Raw genomic sequence first — 19,431 nt, 5'->3', positions numbered from 1 at the left:
GTTTGGCGGTATGGTTTTGACCTTGGCGCGGGTTTCGGGCTTACTGAGCGGGGTTTAGTGTGGAGCGCGGTTATGATATTGCTCGCAGGTTTGATGGGTATGGCTCTTGTTGGTGCGACTGTCTTTATTGGCTTTGATGGTGGCGAAGAAGATGGATTTGTGCCGACGCCTCCCCAAGACAATTCTGATATTGGCGAGGTTATGTCAGGCGGGGCTGGTGATGAAGAGATTACCGGAACAACCGGCGCGGACCAGATTAACGGATATGACGGAGCAGATACGATTGATGGCGGCGCGGGCCGCGATGATCTGCATGGCTGGGCAGGCGCCGACCGTTTGATGGGGGGCTCTGATGCCGATACGCTGCACGGTGAGGATGGCAACGACTTGTTGATGGGTGAAGCGGGCGGTGATGCGCTTTATGGTCACAACAATGATGATACCCTTCTAGGTGGCTCGGGAAATGATATGTTGCAAGGCGGCTCGGGAAATGATGCGCTTTCGGGCGATGAAGGCGATGACGCACTTCACGGAGGCCTGAATGAGGACACTCTCATAGGCGGGGCAGGTCAAGACACGCTTTTTGGAGGCTGGGGAGGCGATATGCTCGATGGCCGCGAGGCTGGAGATGCCGAAGAAGATTATCTCAACGGTGGCGGTGGTGATGATAGTATCGTCGCTGGCGGGCACGACATTGTAACAGCAGGCGAAGGTGTGGATTCGATTTTTATAGGAGATTGGATCGCAGAGGGTGAAGAAGCGCAGTTGAAGGACTTTGACCCGATGGAAGATAGCTTGATCATTGTCTACGATGATGAAGCAAGTGATGCTGTCGAGCCGGAGATAACTATTGCCCGTGACGGTCTTGACCCGGATGTGACCCACATTCTCATGAATGGCGAGATGATTGCAGCGGTGAGTTCTGATATGTCTTTCAGCCTTGGTGATCTGTTGATTATGGCGCAGAGCGACGCAGAGCAGCTTTTTGGCGCCTCAAGCTTGGCAGCGCAAGCATAAGCCATAGAAAGAGGCTTCCCAAACAAGAAGAATCCGCCTATATGGCGCTCTTGCACTCCCGCTTTGCGAGTTTGCACATCTTATGGACCTTGCTGGACGACATCCCGGCTCGTGCCCGAACCCTTAAATTTGAAGGAGATCCTGATGTCGATCACTGTTGAAGAAAAAGCACGCGTTATGAAAGAGTTCGCCACCAAAGAAGGCGATACAGGCTCACCCGAGGTTCAGGTTGCTATCCTGACATCACGAATCACAACGCTGACAGAGCATTTCAAGACCCACAAAAAAGACAATCACGGTCGCCGTGGTCTTCTTAAGATGGTTGCGCAGCGTCGTAAGCTGCTCGACTTTCTGCGTGGAAAAGATGAAGGCCGTTATCAGGACCTCATCAAGAAGCTTGGCATCCGTCGCTAAGACATCCGTCGAAGCTAAAGTTTAGAGAGCCGCGTCCCGATTGGGGCGCGGTTTTTTTGGGCCAGGGCATAAAAACCGCCCTTTCCGGGAGCGTGGTGCCAAGGCGTGCTTCGCACGCAACACCTGTGCGTTCACGTTCGCATCAGCGGGACTGATCGGCGCGCTTGATGATTTGGGCGATCTGCTTGCCTATGATCGTGCTCGCCTTTTTGGAGGGGTGTATCATGTCAAAGCTATGAAAACTTCTGTCTCCCGATGGCACGAGCTGCGCGATGGAGTGGAAGTGAATACCATTGTCGCGCTCGGCCAACGCCGCGAGACGCGCTTCAAAAACGTCACCTTCATCTTTACATTTTTCGATAGGAGATCCCATGCCGGGGCTGCGCAGATAGCCAAGGTAGATGACCTGAGCGCCGGTTTTGCGGATGCGCGCTATCAGCTTCAGCACATCTCCGCGCTTTGTGTCGGCGGTGAGGAGTTTGTTCATGCGCCGCTCGCACCGCGCGCAGCCGCAACCCAACATGAAATCATTGCCACCGCCTGTCACAATTACCCAATCATAGCGTTCGCGCTCGCGAAACTGGTTGGAAATACGCATACCCATCGCGCCCGAAATGGGGAGGGCGTAGACGATACGCGCACCTGAAACAGCGCGGTTCAGCACAGGCTCGCCCAATTCTGCAGCTAAAGAGTCAGCGATCGAGAGATCTTCCCCCCTGTGCCAAGCCATGAGGCTGTCGCCAATGGCGAGTATCTTGGGTTTGGCAGTTTGTGCTGCCTCACCCGTTTGCGCGATCAGAACAGATCCGCTGAACAACACCGCAGCAAACGCGGTTATCAAGAATCGTGCAGCCATGGAAACTCACCTCGTTTGAACGCCAGATTTTACTCATATTGCTGCTCAATACTACCTAGGGCTGATAAACACTTTGTTGCCAAATCGGGTATTTTGCAGCCGGGTGGCCGTTGTGGGCGGGCTATAGGCGCTAAATCCCTTTCATTGCGGGCAAAACTCCTGTAAGGCCGCTCCATCTGAGACGTCGCGCCACGACCCCAGCGCTTCAATTAGGATACCGAAGGGGTCGGCGGCAATGGGGCCGCCATTCAAACAGGAGACACGGGATACGCCCGTGAGTGCTCCGACACAGGAAACGAAAATGTTTAACATTACGAAGAAGACCATGGAGTGGGGCGAAGAAACGCTCACGCTCGAAACGGGCAAGGTTGCCCGTCAAGCCGATGGCTCCGTCATCGCAACACTCGGCGAAACATCTGTCATGGCCAACGTGACATTCGCCAAGCAACCAAAGCCTGGGCAAGATTTTTTCCCGCTGACGGTTCACTACCAAGAGAAATATTATGCGGCCGGCAAAGTGCCAGGTGGCTTTTTCAAGCGCGAGGCGCGCCCGACTGAAAAAGAAACGCTGACAGCGCGTCTTATTGACCGTCCGATCCGCCCGCTGTTTGTTCCCGGTTTCAAGAATGAAGTTCTGGTCATGTGCACCGTGCTTTCGCACGATCTGGTCAATGACCCCGACATGGTTGCCATGATCGCGGCTTCAGCAGCACTGACGATCTCCGGCGCGCCCTTCATGGGCCCGATTGCGGGCGCACGTGTTGGCTTTGTTGACGGTGAATATGTACTCAACCCGACAGTTGATGACATGCAAGACCTGCGTCAGAACCCTGAGCAGCGCCTTGACCTTGTTGTCGCAGGCACAAAAGACGCCGTCATGATGGTTGAATCCGAAGCATACGAGCTGACCGAAGCTGAAATGCTCGGTGCGGTAAAGTTTGCTCACGAGCAAATCCAGCCTGTGATCGACCTGATTATCGAGCTTGCAGAATCTGCGGCCAAAGAGCCGTTTGACTTCCAGGCGCCTGACTACGCCGACCTTTATGAAGCCGTGAAAAAAACGGGCGAAAAAGAGATGCGCGCGGCCTTCGCGATCAGCGACAAGCAAGAGCGCACAGCAGCTGTTTCAGCCGCCCGCGAAACCATCATGGGCGCGCTGACAGAAGAGCAGCTCGCTGATGCGAACCTCGGTTCGGCGCTCAAAAAGCTCGAAGCTGGTATCCTGCGCGGTGACGTTGTGAAAACGGGCAAGCGGATCGACGGCCGTGCTCTGGACACAGTGCGCCCTATCGTTTGTGAAACAGGCCTTCTGCCCCGCACACACGGCTCGGCGCTGTTTACACGTGGCGAAACACAGGGCCTCGTTGTGACAACGCTGGGCACGGGCGATGATGAACAGTTCATCGACGCGCTGCATGGTAACTTCAAATCAAACTTCCTGCTGCATTACAACTTCCCGCCCTATTCGGTTGGTGAAGCTGGTCGCGTGGGCCCTCCCGGCCGCCGCGAAATCGGTCATGGTAAGCTTGCTTGGCGTGCGCTTCAGGCTGTTTTGCCTGCCGCGACAGACTTCCCATACACCATCCGTCTTGTGTCAGAGATCACAGAATCAAACGGTTCGTCTTCCATGGCGTCAGTTTGCGGTGGTTCCTTGTCTATGATGGACGCGGGTGTTCCGCTCAAGTCTGCCGTTGCCGGTGTGGCGATGGGCCTTATCCTTGAAGATGACGGCTCCTATGCTGTTCTGACAGACATCCTTGGTGATGAAGATCACCTCGGCGATATGGACTTCAAAGTTGCAGGGACAGCCGAAGGCATTACCTCGCTTCAGATGGACATCAAGGTCGCAGGCATCACGCAAGAGATTATGGAAAAAGCCCTCGAACAAGCGAAAGCGGGTCGTCTTCATATCCTCGAAGAGATGAACAAGTCGATTGATGGCGCACAGGATTTCTCAATCCACGCTCCACGCATCGAGACCATGCAGATCCCAACGGATAAAATCCGTGAAGTGATCGGCTCGGGCGGCAAAGTCATCCGTGAGATCGTTGAAGTGTCTGGTGCGAAAGTCGATATCAACGACGAGGGCATCATCAAGATTGCTTCGCCAAACGGTGAAGCAATCAAGACGGCTTATGACATGATCCATTCGATCGTCGCAGAGCCAGAAGAAGGCCAGATCTATGACGGCAAAGTTGTGAAGATCGTTGATTTCGGCGCCTTCGTTAACTTCTTCGGCAAGCGTGACGGCCTTGTGCACGTCTCCCAGATCGAAAACCGCCGCCTGAACCATCCTTCAGATGTTCTGAAAGAAGGTCAGGACGTGAAAGTGAAGCTCCTGGGCTTTGACGATCGCGGCAAGGTGCGTTTGGCCATGAAGATGGTTGATCAGGAAACAGGCGAAGAAATCGCGCCTGAAGCGAAAAAAGCCGACGAAGAGTAAATCTTCTTACAAGATACTGAAAAGCCCTGGCCGAAACGCCGGGGCTTTTTGCTATTCGGGTGCAAGAGTTGAAAAATTCCCCGTTCAACATGTTAGGAAGTTTTGCAGGGTCTCAGCGTAAATAGTTTTTTGGTTCGGGAGGGTTAGAGCCATGAAGAAAATGACGGCCGAATTTATCGGCACTTTTACGCTCGTGTTGTTTGGGTGCGGCGCAGCGGTGATTGCGGGTGCGGACGGAACAACAGGCATTGGCTTGACAGGTATTGCATTCGCTTTCGGTTTTGCACTGATCGGAATGGCCTATGGTATCGGCCCTGTATCAGGGTGTCACATCAACCCCGCTGTTTCTCTCGGCGCTGTGGCTGCTGGCCGTATGCAAATGGGAGAAGCCGTACAATACATAATAGCGCAGGTTGCAGGCGCAATCGGGGCTGCGTTGGTGCTTATGATTATCGCATCAGGCAAGGCTGATTACTCTGTCGCAACAAACGGGCTTGGCCAGAACGGCTGGGGCACTGGTTATCTTGGCGAATACAATATGGCAGCTGCCTTCGTGTTCGAGCTTGTTGCAACATTCCTATTTGTGGTGGTGATCCTTGGCGCAACAGCTTCCGGTGCACCGGCCGCTATGGCCGGTCTTGCCATTGGTATTATGCTGACGGTGATTCACCTCGTCGGCATCAAGGTGACAGGTGTTTCCGTTAACCCTGCGCGTTCGATCGGGCCAGCCCTCTTCGCAGGCGGTGCTGCGATCAGCCAGCTCTGGCTCTTTATCGTAGCACCAATCCTTGGGGCAATCGCGGCGGGCTTGCTCTTCAAGTCGGGATTTGGCAGTTCTGCCGAATAACCAGCCCTTATAACTGGTTGAAAAGCCGCGCTGTCACAGGCGCGGCTTTTTCATTCGGACGCTCCCGGTTTAGCGTGCACCTTTGATCTTTAGCGTGAAGCTGCGCTGCGCGCCTGCGGGGGGCTTGGGGAAAGGCGCTGCGCGCTGGATAACCTTAAGCGCGGCACGATCCAGTGACGCAATACCCGAGCTCCGCGCGATTGAGGCCGAGGCCAAGCCGCCATTAGCCGATATTGTAAAGCGCACAGTGGCAGTGCCTGTCGAGCCGACACGCGGCTTGGGCACGCGGGAAATTTTGCGCATGACCGTCCCCGGGTAGTTCGACGCAGCGGCATTCCCTTTTGTGCTGGCTTTGGCGGTGCCTGTCGATTTGGGCTTTTGGGTCGCCTTTGGCCTGCCTTCAGTACTGCCTTTGGTGGCCGCTTTCTTTGCACCTGTCTTTGGTTTTTGCGGCTTGGCCTTGGGTGCTTGCTTTTCCAGCGATTTGGGCCGCTGTTCGGGGCGGCGGGACGACGTGGGTGAGGTATCCTCAACCGTTTGGGCCACCAGAGGTTTTGCGGGCTGCGCAGTTAAGGCGGGTGCCGGGATGGCTGTGTTTGTGCTGGGTGCGGGCTGTGCCGCATATGTCGGTGTAACAGGTTTCAGAGCTTGGGTTGAGGCGGGCAGAGGTGTTAGCACACCTTCCGTCATGTCGGCAAAACTGTCCCCGAGGCGGGTTTCTACTGCAGCGCTTGCGCCTACTGTGCGGGGTGTTTCTTCTGACTGGGCCAACCCCCAGACAAGCGCGCCGTGCACGGCGAGGGCCGCGGCAAGCGCACTCCCTTTGGCCATGAAAGACGAGGCAATCATCGTAGCGCTCTTTCTGTCACAATAAGCACGGAACCGGCACCAGCGGCCCTAAGCTCGGCCCCGATACGAACGAGTGTGGCAGCGGGTGCGGCACGGTCAGGCACAAGGCGTATCGTGGTGCGTTCGGCTTCAGGCAAGCCTGCGACATAGCTTGCGGCGTCGATTTCCTCGCTGCGGAAGCTGAGCCTGCCTTCAGGGCCTAACACAATAGCATCCGGCGGGGTTGCACCTTCGAGATCAGCCGTTTCCACGAGCCTTATTTCACCATCCAGTGGAGCGGCGATTGTTCCGGCAATTAAAAAGAAAATCAGCATGAGAAAGACGATGTTGATCAGCGCGATTGTCGGTTCGCGTCGGCTGGAGAGGTTTGATTTGCGCAAGCTTTTTGCCATGTCTCACCCCGATCCCAGAACAGTGACGCTGAGCCCGTCAAAGCGGCGCAGAGCGACAAGAAGATCGGTCAGCCGCTGGGCCGTTACATCGGGCTTCAGCGATACAATTATGCGTTCTGAGCCATCAGGTAGCACAAGCGTATCAAGGCTTTGTGTTGTGCCGTTCACGGTTATCGCATCGGGGCCAAGCTGCACAAAAAGCGGCGGTGTGTCTGAGGGCGCGCCACTTGTGCCTGCGGCAACAAGCTCTACCTCGGCAAAACGCGAGAAGGTGGATGAGAGCATAAAAAACAGCAAAAGCAGGAAAATCACATCGATGAGCGCAGTCATCGAAAGCCGCCTGCGTCTGCGCGTGGCTCTAAGCATCAGCCTGCTGGCCACGTGGCGCTGACAAAGTCTGAATTGCCATGTCGGCAAACACGCGCTCGGCGTCCATTCGCGCCTCAAACCAGCTTAGGATCACCGCTGTTGGCATAGCGACAGCGAGACCCACTGCTGTTGTGAGAAGCGCAACCCAGATGCCGCCTGCGAGAAGCGAAGGGTCAACCTGACTGCCCGCAGACTGGAGCGATTGGAACGCTTCAATCATGCCAAGCACCGTGCCGAAAAGGCCAAGCAACGGCGCAAGCTGTGCTACAGTGTCGAGCGCGCGGAAGCCGCCTTCGAGGGTTGCGAAACGCTCTTCTGCCTCGGCTGTCAGGCGCTCGGGCGGGGTGCTGTCAAAGCCCGAAGCAATGAGCGGGGCAAGATAGCTGCGGGACTGTTTCAAAGCCGCTTCGGCGTCTTGTTTCTTGCCCGCGTCCCATGAAGCAATCGCACGGCGCAGGGCTTTGTGCTTGCCCACGGAAGAAGCGCGGAACTGCCAAAGCTTGTAGAGCACAAGTGCAAGCGTGAGCACAGAAACCGCCATAAGAACCATCACCACTGGCCCACCCAAAGCAGCAACCTGTGCGAGCGATGTGTAAAGCGCGCTCACCCCTGCACCTTGATGCTCGTGCGGCTGTGCAGTGTAAGCCCGTCTATGCAAGCGTTGCCTTCGACGCCGTCAGCGTGACAAACCTGCGTGCCGTTAAACAGCACTTGCCCAAGCCCTTCACATGCAAGGTCAGGCAACACAAACTGGCGCACGCGCGGGCTGGCGGCGGGCAGTTCGCCCATGTCAAACAAAGTCATCTGCATGACCGTGCCGGAGGAGTCGAACAATACGGTTTCAAACACGGCTTTGGCAATGTCCTGTTCATGGCCGTTGATGATCAGAAACGAAAGCTGGCAGCCTGCGTCTGTTTGTGCGGCAGCGTTCAACTCGATATCGAGATGTGCACCAACGACGGCTTCTTCGGCCTGCGCGAAGACGGCTGTAAAAATCAGAACAAGAGGAAGAATAGCGCGCATATCGGTCTCGTATCACGGTTCAAAAGAATCGTGGGGAGAGTGCCCCAAACAGGCCCGCGCATAAAGGCTTAATCGGGTAGGTGAGCTGCGCGCCGCCGCTTGGACTGCGCGCAGCAGATGTCTTACTTAGGCGCTTTTGTTTTGCGCAGGTAAGGGAAGACAGTTTCAATTTCGCCGAACTTGGCTTTTGCGTCTTCATCCGAAACGCTTGTCGGAACGATCACATCATCACCGATGTTCCAGTTGGCAGGTGTTGCAACACCCTTGCCATTAGCCATTTGCAGCCCGTCAAGTGCACGCAGAACTTCGGCGAAGTTACGGCCAACGTTCATGGGGTAGGTCATGGAGAGCTTCAACTGTTTGTCTGGCCCGATGATGAAAACAGAGCGCACAGAAGCGCTGTCTGCGGCGGTACTGCCATCAGGCAGGTAGGCCTCGGCGGGAAGCATATCAAAGGCTTTTGAAACGGCGAGGTCTTCGTCTGCGATGATAGGGAAACCGGCATTTGTGCCAGCATAGCTTTCGATATCGGTTTTCCAGCCGTGGTGCTCTTCCACGCTGTCAACTGACAGGCCGATCACTTTGCAGCCGCGCTTTTCCCATTCTTCGGAAAGCTGGGCAACAGCGCCAAACTCGGTTGTGCAGACGGGTGTAAAATCTTTCGGGTGCGAGAAGAGAATTGCCCAGCTGTCACCGATCCAATCGTGAAATTTGATCTCGCCCTTGTCGGTCTGGGCCGTGAAATTGGGGACAGTGTCATTGATGCGAAGGCTCATAGCTTGGCTCCTTAGGTGGTTAGATATTAAATTCTGATTTCAGAATATATATTCACGTTGCGTCCGAGTAAAAGGGGCGTCTTGCAGCTATTGCCTCGGAGTGACAAAGTGCCTCGAAATTCTTGGGAGAAATCAGATGATCGAGAAACGCGACTTTTATATCGGCGGCCAATGGGTAGCACCTCAGGCTGGCAAAGACTACCAAGTCATCAACCCTTCAACAGAAGAGCCGTTCGCGGTGATTTCACTGGGCGGACAGGCCGACACTGACGCAGCCGTAGCAGCAGCCAAGGCCGCGCTGCCGGCATGGATGGCGACACCTGTTGAAGAGCGAATCGCGCTGGTTGAGAAGCTGCTCGAAATCTACAAGGCACGTGGTGACGAGATGGGTGAGACCATGTCGCAAGAGATGGGCGCGCCTATTGATATGGCGAAGGCTTCGCAAGTTGGCGCGGGCACTTGGCATTTGTCAAACTTTGTTCAGGCGGCCAAGAGCTATCCGTTTGAAGGTCCGCTGGGCGACCATGCTCCGAATGACCGAATCATTCATGAGGCCGTCGGTGTTGCCGCGCTGATCACGCCTTGGAACTGGCCGATGAACCAGGTGACCTTGAAAGTTGGGGCTGCCGCTATTGCGGGCTGCACTATGGTTCTCAAACCTTCGGAAGAAACGCCGCTTGATGCGATGCTTTTTGCCGAAATGATGCACGAAGCAGGCTTTCCGGCAGGCGTGTTCAACCTGGTAAACGGCGATGGCGCAGGCGTTGGCAGCCAGCTTACGTCTCATGCAGATGTCGACATGGTGAGCTTCACAGGCTCGTCGCGCGCGGGCAAGCTGATCAGCAAATCTGCTGCCGATACGCTGAAGCGCGTAGCGCTTGAGCTGGGTGGCAAAGGCGCGAATGTGATCTTTGCAGATGCCGATGACAAAGCCGTCAAGCGCGGTGTTTTGCATATGATGAACAACACAGGCCAGAGCTGTAACGCGCCGAGCCGTATGCTTGTGCAGCGCGATATCTATGACCAAGCTGTTGAAACGGCTGCAGAAGTTGCCAACAAAGTCACGGTCGGCCCTGCAAGTGAATCGGGCCGCCACATTGGCCCCGTGGTCAACGCTGTTCAGTGGGGGAAAATTCAGGACCTTATCCAGACAGGAATCGACGAAGGCGCGCGCCTTGTGGCAGGCGGTGTTGGGCGGCCGGAGGGGCTCAACAAGGGCTTCTATGTGCGCCCCACGGTCTTTGCCGATGTGACCCCTGATATGACGATCGCGCGCGAAGAAATCTTCGGTCCAGTGCTCTCGATCATGGCGTTTGATACCGAGGAAGAGGCTGTCGCGATGGCCAATGACACGGTCTATGGCCTCACCAATTATGTGCAGACGCAAGATGGTGCGCGGCTCAACCGTATGGCGCGCAGCTTGCGCTCTGGCATGGTTGAAATGAACGGTCAGGGCCGCGGCGCTGGTTCGCCTTTTGGCGGGATGAAACAGTCAGGCAACGGCCGCGAAGGCGGCAAATGGGGGCTTGATGACTTCCTCGAAGTGAAGGCTGTTTCAGGCTGGTCGAACGAAGCCGAGTAAGCTTCAATCGTAAAGCCAGCGCGCGGTGGGATTAACGGCGCGCTGGCGGCTCAAAACGGGGGGGTGAAAAGCGTGCACAAGGCGTGCACCTCCCGTGCACCGCACAATCGTTAAAATCTGTTAACAGAATCAGGTTAACGCTGCGTGCGCTCTGAAGCGTTTCCAGTTTGTTTTGGATCACCAATACCCTGTCACGCCTTCGGCGTTCCCGGAACATTGGCGATGCCTTGTTTCAATGAAAACGGGAAACGCTCTCGTGTTCTGCACCTGATACAAAATGCCCGCGTGAAAGCAGGCCTGACGCCGGGTTATAAAGATCCCGACAGGAAATGTCAGATGACCGCTCCCAGCCCAAAGCGGACCCAAGGCCCTTGGCGCGAGTTTACGATAGCTGACCTTCACCATGAGGGTTATGAAGGGGTAAGATGCGGGACAAAGTGACCTTTCGCTGCAGCTGCGCCAAGGTCCGCTCCACCGCTAGACACTAAGACCCCCACGTGTCACTATAGGTGCATGAAAACCTTCGTTCAGAACTTTGGTCGTCAGGATCAAAATCGAATTACCTTCCCGGTCTGAAAACCGGGCCGGGCTAACTCGTATTTGAACGTCAACTGCGCACGCCGCGCTGAACAAGGTTATTCATATGTCTACGACAACACCAACTCTGCACTTGTTGTGCGGAAAAATTGCCTCTGGAAAATCCACTCTGACTGCCCAACTTAGTCGCACGGCTGGAACTATTGTGATTGCTGAAGATGAGTGGTTGAATGGTCTTTATTCTGAAGAAATGTCGTCGATTTCGGACTACATACGGTGCATGTCAAAGTTTCGCGAGGTCATGGGACCACACGTCGTCTCATTGCTAAATAGTGGAATTTCAGTCGTTTTGGACTTCCAAGCAAACACGATTTCTTCGCGTGATTGGATGCGGAGCATCTTGGAACAGACGCAGGCTGCACACAAACTTCACGTTTTAGATGTCCCTGACGAAGTCTGTATCGCGCGGCTTCATGCTCGCAATGCGCAAGGTGATCATCCGTTTGAGGCAACCGAAGAGCAATTTCGGCAGATTTCGAAACACTTCGTCGCTCCTTCATCGGAGGAAGGATTCAATATCGTGGTGCATCATGTTGGCACGAAACTCTGAGTTAATCGGACCTTTGTCGATGGTGCAGCATTCGGCAAAATGGGCTCCAAGCGGCCTTTCGCTGCACTCTGCACGAATGGCCGCTGCCGTGAACTGGCCATGGCTTTGCAAAGCCCGCTTCCTGCGCAAAGCGGACACTTGGTCCTTCGTTCAAACGACACAAGCGCAGCGGAGGCAGACTGGGACATTGTCGATACATTTGTTTCAGGTTAAAGGCGAGACGCTTTAGAAGGGCGCTTTGGCGAAAAACCGCATGCCTTTGCCGCCGTCGGGGTGGCGCAGGCGCAGGTCTTCGGCGTGGAGCATGAGGCGGGGGTATTTTTCGAAATCATCTGAATAGAACGGATCGCCCAGAATCGGATGCCCGAGGGCCAGCATGTGGATACGCAGCTGGTGGCTGCGGCCCGTCTTGGGGAAGAGCCGCACGCGGGATTCTTCATCCGACGCTTTCAGCACTTTCCAGTCTGTCTGCGCTTGCTTGCCTGTTTCGTGGCAGACCATCTGCAGGGGCCTGTTGGGCCAATCGACGATGAGCGGCAGATCAACAGTGCCTTCCTTCGGCTCAAGCCGCCCGAAGACGCGGGCGATATAGGCTTTCTTGGTTTGGCGCTTTTCAAATTGCAGCCCCAAGTGCCGCTGTGCGTGGGGCGTGGCAGCAAAGATCATGACGCCCGATGTGTCACGGTCAAGCCGATGCACAAGCAGCGCGCCCGGAAAGGCGGCTTGCACGCGGGTGATGAGACAATCCGACAGATGCTCGCCCTTGCCCGGAACGGAGAGCAGGCCTGAAGGCTTGTTCACACAGATCAGTTCGTGATCCGCATGGAGGATATCCAGCGGGTCTTGGGGCGGGTTGTAGTCGCTCGACATGCTCACCCTTGCAGGCTCACCACTCCGAAGTCGCCCTCGCTGCGGGCTTTCATGGCCAGTGCGGCAGAGTGCGCGCCCGAGGCTGTGGTGAAGTAAGGGATGCGATCATAGAGCGCGACAGAGCGGATTTCGCGGCTGTCTTCCACGGCGGCGGCGCCTTCTGTGGTGTTCATCAAGAGTTGGATGTCACCGTTTTTGAGCATATCAACCACGTTGGGGCGGCCTTCGTAGACCTTTTTAACCACTTCGCAGGTGATGCCGTTTTCCTCAAGAAACGCCGCTGTGCCACCTGTGGCGACAATGGCAAAGCCCAAGTCGACAAGCATTTGTGCCGTTTCGATGAGCTGTTTTGTTTTGTCTGCATCCTTGATCGAGAAGAACACGCGGCCCTCGAATGGAAGCACTGTGCCTGCGCCCATCTGTGCCTTGAGGAAGGCCAGCGGGAAGGAGCGATCCCATCCCATAACCTCGCCTGTGGAGCGCATTTCCGGCCCCAGGAGTGTGTCGACACCGGGGAAGCGGGCAAAGGGCAGCACAACTTCCTTGACCGAGAACCAAGGCATGTTCGGGTCGGCCAGTGTCATCGGGTCGGTGTTTTTGATTGTGCCGGGCTTGGCATCTGCGGGGTAAGGGCCGCGGTGTTTGAAATCATCCAGCGTTTCGCCCGCCATGAGGCGCGCGGCGATAGAGGCGATGGCGCTGTCTGTTGCTTTGGCCACGAAAGGCACGGTGCGCGAGGCGCGCGGGTTGACCTCGATGAGGAAAATCTCGCCGTCTTTCACAGCGAACTGGATATTGCAGAGGCCGCGCACTTCGAGAGCGAGGGCAAGCTGGACTGTCTGCTTTTCGATCTCTTTGATGATCTCGGAGGGCAGGGAGTGTGGCGGCAGGCTGGAGGCGCTATCGCCCGAGTGAACGCCGGCTTCTTCGATATGCTCCATCACACCTGCGATATGCACTTTTTTGCCGTCGCAGAGCGCGTCAACGTCAAGCTCGATGGCGCCGGAGAGGTAGCTGTCAAGCAGCACGGGGCTATCGCCCGAGACAACCACCGCTTCGGAAATATAACGCTCCAGATGCGCCATATCGCGGACGATTTCCATCGCACGGCCACCGAGCACATAGGAGGGGCGGATGACCAGCGGGAAGCCGATATCTTCAGCAATGGCGAGCGCTTGGGCATCGGTTGAGGCGATGCCGTTTTTGGGCTGTTTGAGGCCCAGCTTGTTGACCAGCTCCTGAAAGCGCTCGCGGTCTTCGGCGAGGTCGATCGCGTCGGGCGTTGTGCCGAGGATCGGGATGCCTTCGTCTTGCAGCGCTTGTGCGATCTTGAGAGGGGTCTGGCCGCCGAACTGCACGATGACACCGTGGAGCGTGCCGCTTTCCTGCTCGACGCGGAGGATTTCCATCACGTGCTCAAAGGTTAATGGCTCGAAATAGAGGCGGTCGGAGGTGTCATAATCTGTTGAGACAGTCTCGGGGTTGCAGTTGACCATGATGGTTTCATAACCCACATCCGCGAGCGCAAAGCACGCGTGGCAGCAGCAATAGTCGAACTCGATGCCTTGGCCGATACGGTTGGGCCCGCCGCCGAGGATGACGACTTTTTTGCGCTCGGAGGGGCGCGCTTCGCATTCGACTTCGCCCATCATCGGGGATTCGTAGGTGGAATACATGTAGGGCGTTTGGGCCTCGAACTCGGCGGCGCAGGTGTCGATCCGCTTGAAGACGGCTTTCACACCTTTGGCGAGGCGGGCGCGGCGCACGTCATTCTCGGTCTGGTCTGTCAGCTTGGCGAGGCGGGAATCGGTGAAGCCCAGCATTTTGAGGTCGCGGAGGCCTTTTTCGTCGGTTGGCAGGCCGTTTGCGCGGACCACCTCTTCGGCATCGACAATCTCGCGGATGCGATCAAGGAACCAAGGGTCAAACATGGTGACGCCGTGGATTTCGTCGTTGGAAAGGCCGTGGCGCATGGCTTGGGCGATTGTGCGCATACGGTCGGGCGTTTGCTGGCTGATGGCTTTGGTGAGCGCGGCCTTGTCGGGCGCGCCCTCGATCACCACCTCGTCAAAGCCGGTGAGGCCCGACTCCATGCTTGCGAGGGCTTTTTGCATGGATTCGTGAATGGTGCGGCCGATGGCCATGACCTCGCCAACCGATTTCATCGCGGTGGTGAGGTATGGCTCGGAGCCGGGGAATTTCTCGAAGGCGAACTTCGGAATTTTTGTCACGACATAGTCGATGCTTGGCTCGAAGCTTGCGGGGGTCACTTTGGTGATGTCGTTGTCGAGTTCATCAAGGGTGTAACCGACAGCCAGCTTGGCGGCGATTTTGGCGATCGGGAAGCCCGTGGCCTTGGAGGCCAGCGCCGAGGAGCGCGACACACGCGGGTTCATCTCGATGACAACCATGCGGCCATCGGCAGGGTTTACAGCCCACTGGACGTTGGAGCCGCCTGTCTCGACACCGATCTCGCGCAGAACTGCAATCGAGTGGTTGCGCATCACTTGATATTCTTTGTCTGTCAGCGTGAGGGCAGGAGCCACTGTGATGCTGTCACCGGTGTGCACACCCATTGGGTCGATGTTTTCGATCGAGCAGACAATGATGGCGTTGTCGGCTTTGTCGCGGACAACTTCCATTTCAAACTCTTTCCAGCCGAGGAGTGATTCATCGACGAGGATCTGGTTTACGGGGCTGGCGTCCATTCCTGTGCGGCAGAAGTGAATATAATCTTCGCGGTTATACGCCACGCCGCCGCCTGTGCCGCCCATGGTGAAGGCGGGGCGGATGATGGCGGGGAGGCCGATGTCTTCCAGCTCGGCCAGCGCCATTTGCACACCTGCATCGAGATCGGCGCTGCCGTTGTCTTTCTTGGGGGCGGTGATGATTGTGGCTTTCGGGTTTTCGATCCCGAGACGGTCCATCGCTTCGCGGAAGAGCTTGCGATCTTCGGCCATCTCGATCGCTTCGCGGCTTGCGCCGATCATCTCGACACCGAATTTCTCCAGCACGCCCATTTCCTCAAGTGCCAGCGAGGTGTTGAGGCCTGTCTGGCCACCCATTGTTGGCAAGAGCGCGTCGGGGCGTTCTTTTTCAATGATTTTGGCTACAACTTCGGGAGTGATCGGCTCGATATAGGTTGCGTCGGCCAGCTCGGGGTCGGTCATGATCGTGGCAGGGTTCGAGTTTACCAGAATGACACGGTAGCCCTCTTCCTTGAGCGCTTTGCAGGCCTGTGTGCCCGAGTAATCAAATTCGCAAGCTTGCCCGATAATAATAGGCCCCGCTCCGATGATCATGATCGATTTGATATCGTCTCTCTTCGGCATTGGGGACCCCATCTTTTATGCAGCACAAGGGCGCGCCAGCAGGTGCGCGCAAATCGTTGTGGGTTATAGCTGTGGGGGCCGTGGGCGCAAGCCCAAAGCGCTTTATAGTTGAGACGTTTTGGCACAACGCGAGCTTAGCGGAAGTGCAGCGGAACCTCGGGCTCAAATCGTACGGCGCGAAACACCGAAGCAACAAGCGCAAAAAGCAGCCCGCCAAAGCAGAGCACGCCCATGAGCGTGGTCACATAAAGCGCCTCACTCATCGCGAAATAGACGAGATAGGCAGGAAAACTCTGCAAAATACCCAATGCGATAATCCAGCGCCAAGCTGCAAGGCGGGGAAGGATGTGAAAGAGCGTGGGCAATAGAAGAAGCGGCAACACAAAGTAATGCCCCCAAGACGCCGGCCCGAAAAGTGCTGTGGCCAGTGTAAAGCCCGTAAGCAAAACAGGCACAGCCGTGCCGGGCACGAGGCGCGGGCGCATGAGGATGAGCGCTGCGAGGGCTGCGAGCATCAGCGCTGCCATGAGGGTGCTCAGCCAGAACGGCTCGGGTGCTGTGGCCGTTTGGGCCATGTTCCAGCCGGAGCTAGCTGTTCCACCGATAAGCGCTTGCAGTTGATAAAGCAAAAGCTCGGGCGCGTAGTTTGTATTGTCCAGTATGATCAGGTTATCGATCTGGCTGACGAGCTCGAGGAAGCGCGCGTGCTGCGCCCAGCCCGCCAAGGCAAGGCTCAGCGCGGCCAGCGCAAGCCCCGTTGCCACGAAAGCACCTGTTGCGCGCGCGTTGCGCTCCAGAACAAAGATCAGCACCAGAAACAATGGTGAGAGTTTGAACGCCGCCGCTACGGCAAGGATCATTCCCGCCATGGCAAAGCTGCCCGCGCGGTAGCGCTCAAAGGCCAGCAGCACAAGAAACAGCGTGAGGATTTGCGGCTGGTTCTGCCCCAAAGCCTGAAAGAGAGGGGCCGAAACGGCAAGCAGCGCAAAGCTGACAAGCACGAAATGCTCAAGGTTCATATGCGGCGGGTGCACCACTTTCCATGCCAGCCCGACAGAGGTGCAGAGCATCGCCACATGCAAAACCAGTATGGTTTTCGCAAACATATCAAAGCTCACAAGCTGGGTGGCAGGGGCGATAAGCCAAGCCCAAAGCGGCGGGTAAACATAGGGTGCTTCCGTGCTTAGAATGTCGGGGCCGACAGGATAGATCGTTTCGGGCAAACCCGCACTCACGGCTTTGCCGGCCAAGAAGAGCGCCAGAAGGTCAGGTGAGGCCGAATTGATAAACACCGGGGTAAAAAGGCCTGCGAAAATCAGGGCGCAGACAGGGTAGGCAAAACGCTTCATTTAAAAGGGACCGCTCGTTATTTTGCGTGAAAATGGCATATCTGCCGCGCCTTGGATAGAAACGCCGTGAAAAGCGCGGCGCGACAGAGTCTTCCGTGCCACATGGCTTGACTTTTGCCTTTGGGCCATGTGTATCGGCGCGAGCTTTATATGCACACCAGATGCCCTGAAAAGGATAGACCTATGCACGCCTACCGCAGCCAGACTTGCGCTGATCTGACCAAAGCAAACGTTGGCGAGACTGTTCGCCTTTCAGGCTGGGTGCATCGTATCCGTGACCATGGCGGCGTGCTTTTTATTGATTTGCGTGACACCTACGGGATGACGCAGCTGATTTGCGACCCTGACAGCCCTGCTTTTGCCGAGGTCGAAAAGCTGCGCTCGGAGTGGTGTGTGCGCATTGATGGCGACGTGAAAGCGCGCGACGAAAGCCTCGTGAACCCCAAGTTGCCCACGGGCGAGATCGAAGTATTTGTGCGCGATATAGAGGTTCTGGGGTCGGCGGCCGAGCTGCCGCTTATGGTGTTCGGCGATCAGGAATATCCCGAGGAAACCCGCCTGCGCTATCGCTATCTCGATCTGCGCCGCGAGAAAATGCAAGCCAACATGCACCTGCGCTCCGATATGGTTTCGAGCATTCGCCGCCGCATGTGGGACAAGGGCTTCCGCGAATACCAGACGCCGATCATCACGGCCTCAAGCCCTGAAGGCGCACGCGACTTTCTTGTGCCAAGCCGCCTGCACCCCGGCAAGTTCTACGCGCTGCCGCAAGCGCCGCAGCAGTTCAAACAGCTGATCATGGTCTCGGGCTTTGATAAGTATTTCCAGATCGCGCCGTGTTTTCGCGATGAAGACCCGCGCGCCGACCGCTCGCCAACCGACTTTTACCAGCTCGACCTCGAAATGAGTTTTGTTGAGCAGCAGGATGTGTTCGACACGATCCAACCCGTGATGCAGGGCGTGTTCGAAGAGTTCGGCGGTGGCAAGAAGGTTGATACCGACTGGCCACAGATTTCCTACCGTGATGCTGCAAAATGGTATGGCTCCGACAAGCCCGACCTGCGCAACCCGATCAAAATGCAGGATTGCTCCGAGCATTTTGCCGGCTCGGGCTTTGCTATTTTCGCTAAGCTTCTGGAGCAAGAGGGCACGGAAGTGCGTGCTATCCCCGCGCCCACAGGTGGCAGCCGCAAGTTCTGTGACCGCATGAACGCCTTCGCCCAGAAAGAAGGCTTGCCCGGTATGGGCTATATTTTCTGGCGTGACAAAACGGCTGACTCCGTGGCGCAAGAGCTCGGTATCACTGTGAAAGAGGCGCAAGCCAAGATGAAAGCCGGCGAAGTGGAGGGCGGCATGGAAGCCGCTGGCCCGCTGGCGAAAAACATCGGCCCCGAGCGCACAGAAGCGATCCGGGAGCAACTCGGCCTCGGTGTTGGCGATGCGGCGTTCTTCCTGGGCGGTAAGCCTAAACAGTTCGAAGCCGTCGCAGGCCGTGCCCGCAACGTGATCGGCGAAGAGCTTGGCCTCACCGACAAAGACCGCTTCGCTTTCTGCTGGATCGTCGATTTCCCGATCTATGAAAAAGACGAAGAGAGCGGCAAGATCGACTTTGAGCACAACCCGTTCTCGATGCCTCAAGGTGGTATGGAAGCCTTGCAAGGCGATCCGCTCGACGTGCTCGGCTATCAGTATGACCTCGCCTGCAACGGTTACGAGCTGGTCTCGGGTGCGATCCGGAACCACAAGCCGGAGATTATGTTCAAAGCCTTCGAAATCGCCGGCTACGGCAAGGAAGAAGTCGAAAAACGCTTCGGCGGCATGGTCAACGCCTTCCAGTATGGCGCTCCGCCCCACGGCGGCTGTGCGGCGGGTATCGACCGCATGGTCATGCTGCTGGCCGAAGAGGAGAACATCCGCGAGGTTATCATGTTCCCGATGAACCAGCGCGCGGAAGACTTGATGATGAATGCACCGAACGAGCCGCTCGCCGAGCAGCTTATGGAGCTGAACCTGCGCGTTATTCCGCAAGACTGATCTTCCGGTCTTTTTCTTGCTCTAAATATCCCGGGGGTCTGGGGGCAGCGCCCCCAGCCGGTCGGATTTCGCGCAGCGAAATTCGAAGCCCCTTGGCGCAGCATCGCCGATTGCCGCGCTGCCAGTGATAT

17 protein-coding genes are annotated in these 19,431 nt (G+C 56.6%); 7 read left to right on the top strand and 10 right to left on the bottom strand.

From position 1 onward, the window contains the following. The first annotated feature begins 72 nt into the window (after positions 1-72). Together OE750_RS10740 and rpsO are read left to right on the top strand one after the other, a co-directional pair. Positions 73-1,017 carry a calcium-binding protein gene (locus OE750_RS10740; protein WP_263764182.1) on the top strand — a complete coding sequence of 315 codons (945 nt, stop codon included), beginning with the start codon at positions 73-75 and terminating at the stop codon, positions 1,015-1,017. A 144-nt stretch (positions 1,018-1,161) separates the two neighbouring features. Then, complete coding sequence (gene rpsO, locus OE750_RS10735) at positions 1,162-1,431, top strand: 30S ribosomal protein S15 (protein ID WP_089886928.1); 270 nt, start codon at positions 1,162-1,164, stop codon at positions 1,429-1,431. A gap of 142 nt (positions 1,432-1,573) precedes the next feature. On the opposite strand, the gene OE750_RS10730 is transcribed toward rpsO, so the two are convergent. Continuing rightward, positions 1,574-2,287 carry an SGNH/GDSL hydrolase family protein gene (locus OE750_RS10730; RefSeq protein WP_263764181.1) on the bottom strand — a complete coding sequence of 238 codons (714 nt, stop codon included), beginning with the start codon at positions 2,285-2,287 and terminating at the stop codon, positions 1,574-1,576. A 301-nt stretch (positions 2,288-2,588) separates the two neighbouring features. Here OE750_RS10730 and pnp point away from each other — a divergent pair, with 301 nt between their 5' ends. After that, entirely contained in the window at positions 2,589-4,730 is a 2,142-nt protein-coding gene (pnp, locus tag OE750_RS10725) for a polyribonucleotide nucleotidyltransferase (RefSeq protein ID WP_263764180.1), read from the top strand. A 151-nt stretch (positions 4,731-4,881) separates the two neighbouring features. Beyond that, the gene (gene aqpZ / locus OE750_RS10720; protein WP_263764179.1) at positions 4,882-5,577 is read left to right on the top strand and encodes an aquaporin Z; all 696 of its coding nucleotides are present in this window, start codon (positions 4,882-4,884) and stop codon (positions 5,575-5,577) included. Positions 5,578-5,646: 69 nt separating this feature from the next. On the opposite strand, the gene OE750_RS10715 is transcribed toward aqpZ, so the two are convergent. The 6 genes from OE750_RS10715 to OE750_RS10690 all read right to left on the bottom strand — a co-directional run bounded on the left by OE750_RS10715 (position 5,647) and on the right by OE750_RS10690 (position 8,986). Further along, positions 5,647-6,426 (bottom strand): energy transducer TonB, encoded by a 780-nt coding sequence (locus OE750_RS10715; protein ID WP_263764178.1) that lies wholly within the window; start codon positions 6,424-6,426, stop codon positions 5,647-5,649. Further along, a complete protein-coding gene (locus tag OE750_RS10710; RefSeq protein WP_263764177.1) occupies positions 6,423-6,818 on the bottom strand; it encodes an ExbD/TolR family protein in 396 nt (131 codons plus the stop codon). Before OE750_RS10710 ends, OE750_RS10715 begins: the two co-directional genes overlap by 4 nt. A 3-nt stretch (positions 6,819-6,821) precedes the next feature. Continuing rightward, positions 6,822-7,184, bottom strand: a complete 363-nt coding sequence (locus OE750_RS10705) for a biopolymer transporter ExbD (protein ID WP_263764176.1) — start codon at positions 7,182-7,184, stop codon at positions 6,822-6,824. Next, the gene (locus OE750_RS10700; protein WP_263764264.1) at positions 7,177-7,737 is read right to left on the bottom strand and encodes a MotA/TolQ/ExbB proton channel family protein; all 561 of its coding nucleotides are present in this window, start codon (positions 7,735-7,737) and stop codon (positions 7,177-7,179) included. The genes OE750_RS10705 and OE750_RS10700 overlap by 8 nt, the downstream gene beginning before the upstream one ends. Before the next feature lie 53 nt (positions 7,738-7,790). Next, the gene (locus OE750_RS10695; protein ID WP_263764175.1) at positions 7,791-8,210 is read right to left on the bottom strand and encodes a hypothetical protein; all 420 of its coding nucleotides are present in this window, start codon (positions 8,208-8,210) and stop codon (positions 7,791-7,793) included. 122 nt (positions 8,211-8,332) lie between these two features. Beyond that, positions 8,333-8,986 carry a peroxiredoxin gene (locus tag OE750_RS10690; protein ID WP_263764174.1) on the bottom strand — a complete coding sequence of 218 codons (654 nt, stop codon included), beginning with the start codon at positions 8,984-8,986 and terminating at the stop codon, positions 8,333-8,335. A gap of 136 nt (positions 8,987-9,122) precedes the next feature. On the opposite strand from OE750_RS10690, the gene OE750_RS10685 reads away from it, so the two are divergent. Together OE750_RS10685 and OE750_RS10680 are read left to right on the top strand one after the other, a co-directional pair. Beyond that, the gene (locus OE750_RS10685; protein WP_263764173.1) at positions 9,123-10,568 is read left to right on the top strand and encodes an aldehyde dehydrogenase family protein; all 1,446 of its coding nucleotides are present in this window, start codon (positions 9,123-9,125) and stop codon (positions 10,566-10,568) included. A 643-nt stretch (positions 10,569-11,211) separates the two neighbouring features. Beyond that, on the top strand, positions 11,212-11,715 hold the full coding sequence (locus tag OE750_RS10680; RefSeq protein WP_263764172.1) for an AAA family ATPase: 504 nt from the start codon (positions 11,212-11,214) through the stop codon (positions 11,713-11,715). A 225-nt stretch (positions 11,716-11,940) separates the two neighbouring features. Here the strand turns inward: OE750_RS10680 and OE750_RS10675 are convergent, their stop codons facing one another. The 3 genes from OE750_RS10675 to OE750_RS10665 all read right to left on the bottom strand — a co-directional run bounded on the left by OE750_RS10675 (position 11,941) and on the right by OE750_RS10665 (position 17,266). Then, complete coding sequence (locus OE750_RS10675) at positions 11,941-12,585, bottom strand: RluA family pseudouridine synthase (protein ID WP_263764171.1); 645 nt, start codon at positions 12,583-12,585, stop codon at positions 11,941-11,943. A 2-nt stretch (positions 12,586-12,587) separates the two neighbouring features. Continuing rightward, positions 12,588-15,917, bottom strand: a complete 3,330-nt coding sequence (carB, locus tag OE750_RS10670; protein WP_263764170.1) for a carbamoyl-phosphate synthase large subunit — start codon at positions 15,915-15,917, stop codon at positions 12,588-12,590. A gap of 134 nt (positions 15,918-16,051) precedes the next feature. Further along, positions 16,052-17,266 carry a glycosyltransferase family 87 protein gene (locus OE750_RS10665; RefSeq protein WP_263764169.1) on the bottom strand — a complete coding sequence of 405 codons (1,215 nt, stop codon included), beginning with the start codon at positions 17,264-17,266 and terminating at the stop codon, positions 16,052-16,054. Between the two features lie 183 nt (positions 17,267-17,449). Here OE750_RS10665 and aspS point away from each other — a divergent pair, with 183 nt between their 5' ends. Then, entirely contained in the window at positions 17,450-19,300 is a 1,851-nt protein-coding gene (gene aspS / locus OE750_RS10660; protein WP_263764168.1) for an aspartate--tRNA ligase, read from the top strand. The last annotated feature ends 131 nt before the right edge of the window (positions 19,301-19,431 follow it).

Origin of the sequence: Lentibacter sp. XHP0401 (genome assembly GCF_025751535.1) — a bacterium.
In the GTDB taxonomy this organism is placed as follows: Bacteria; Pseudomonadota; Alphaproteobacteria; order Rhodobacterales; family Rhodobacteraceae; genus Lentibacter.
This window is presented reverse-complemented; position numbering and strand designations above follow the sequence as displayed.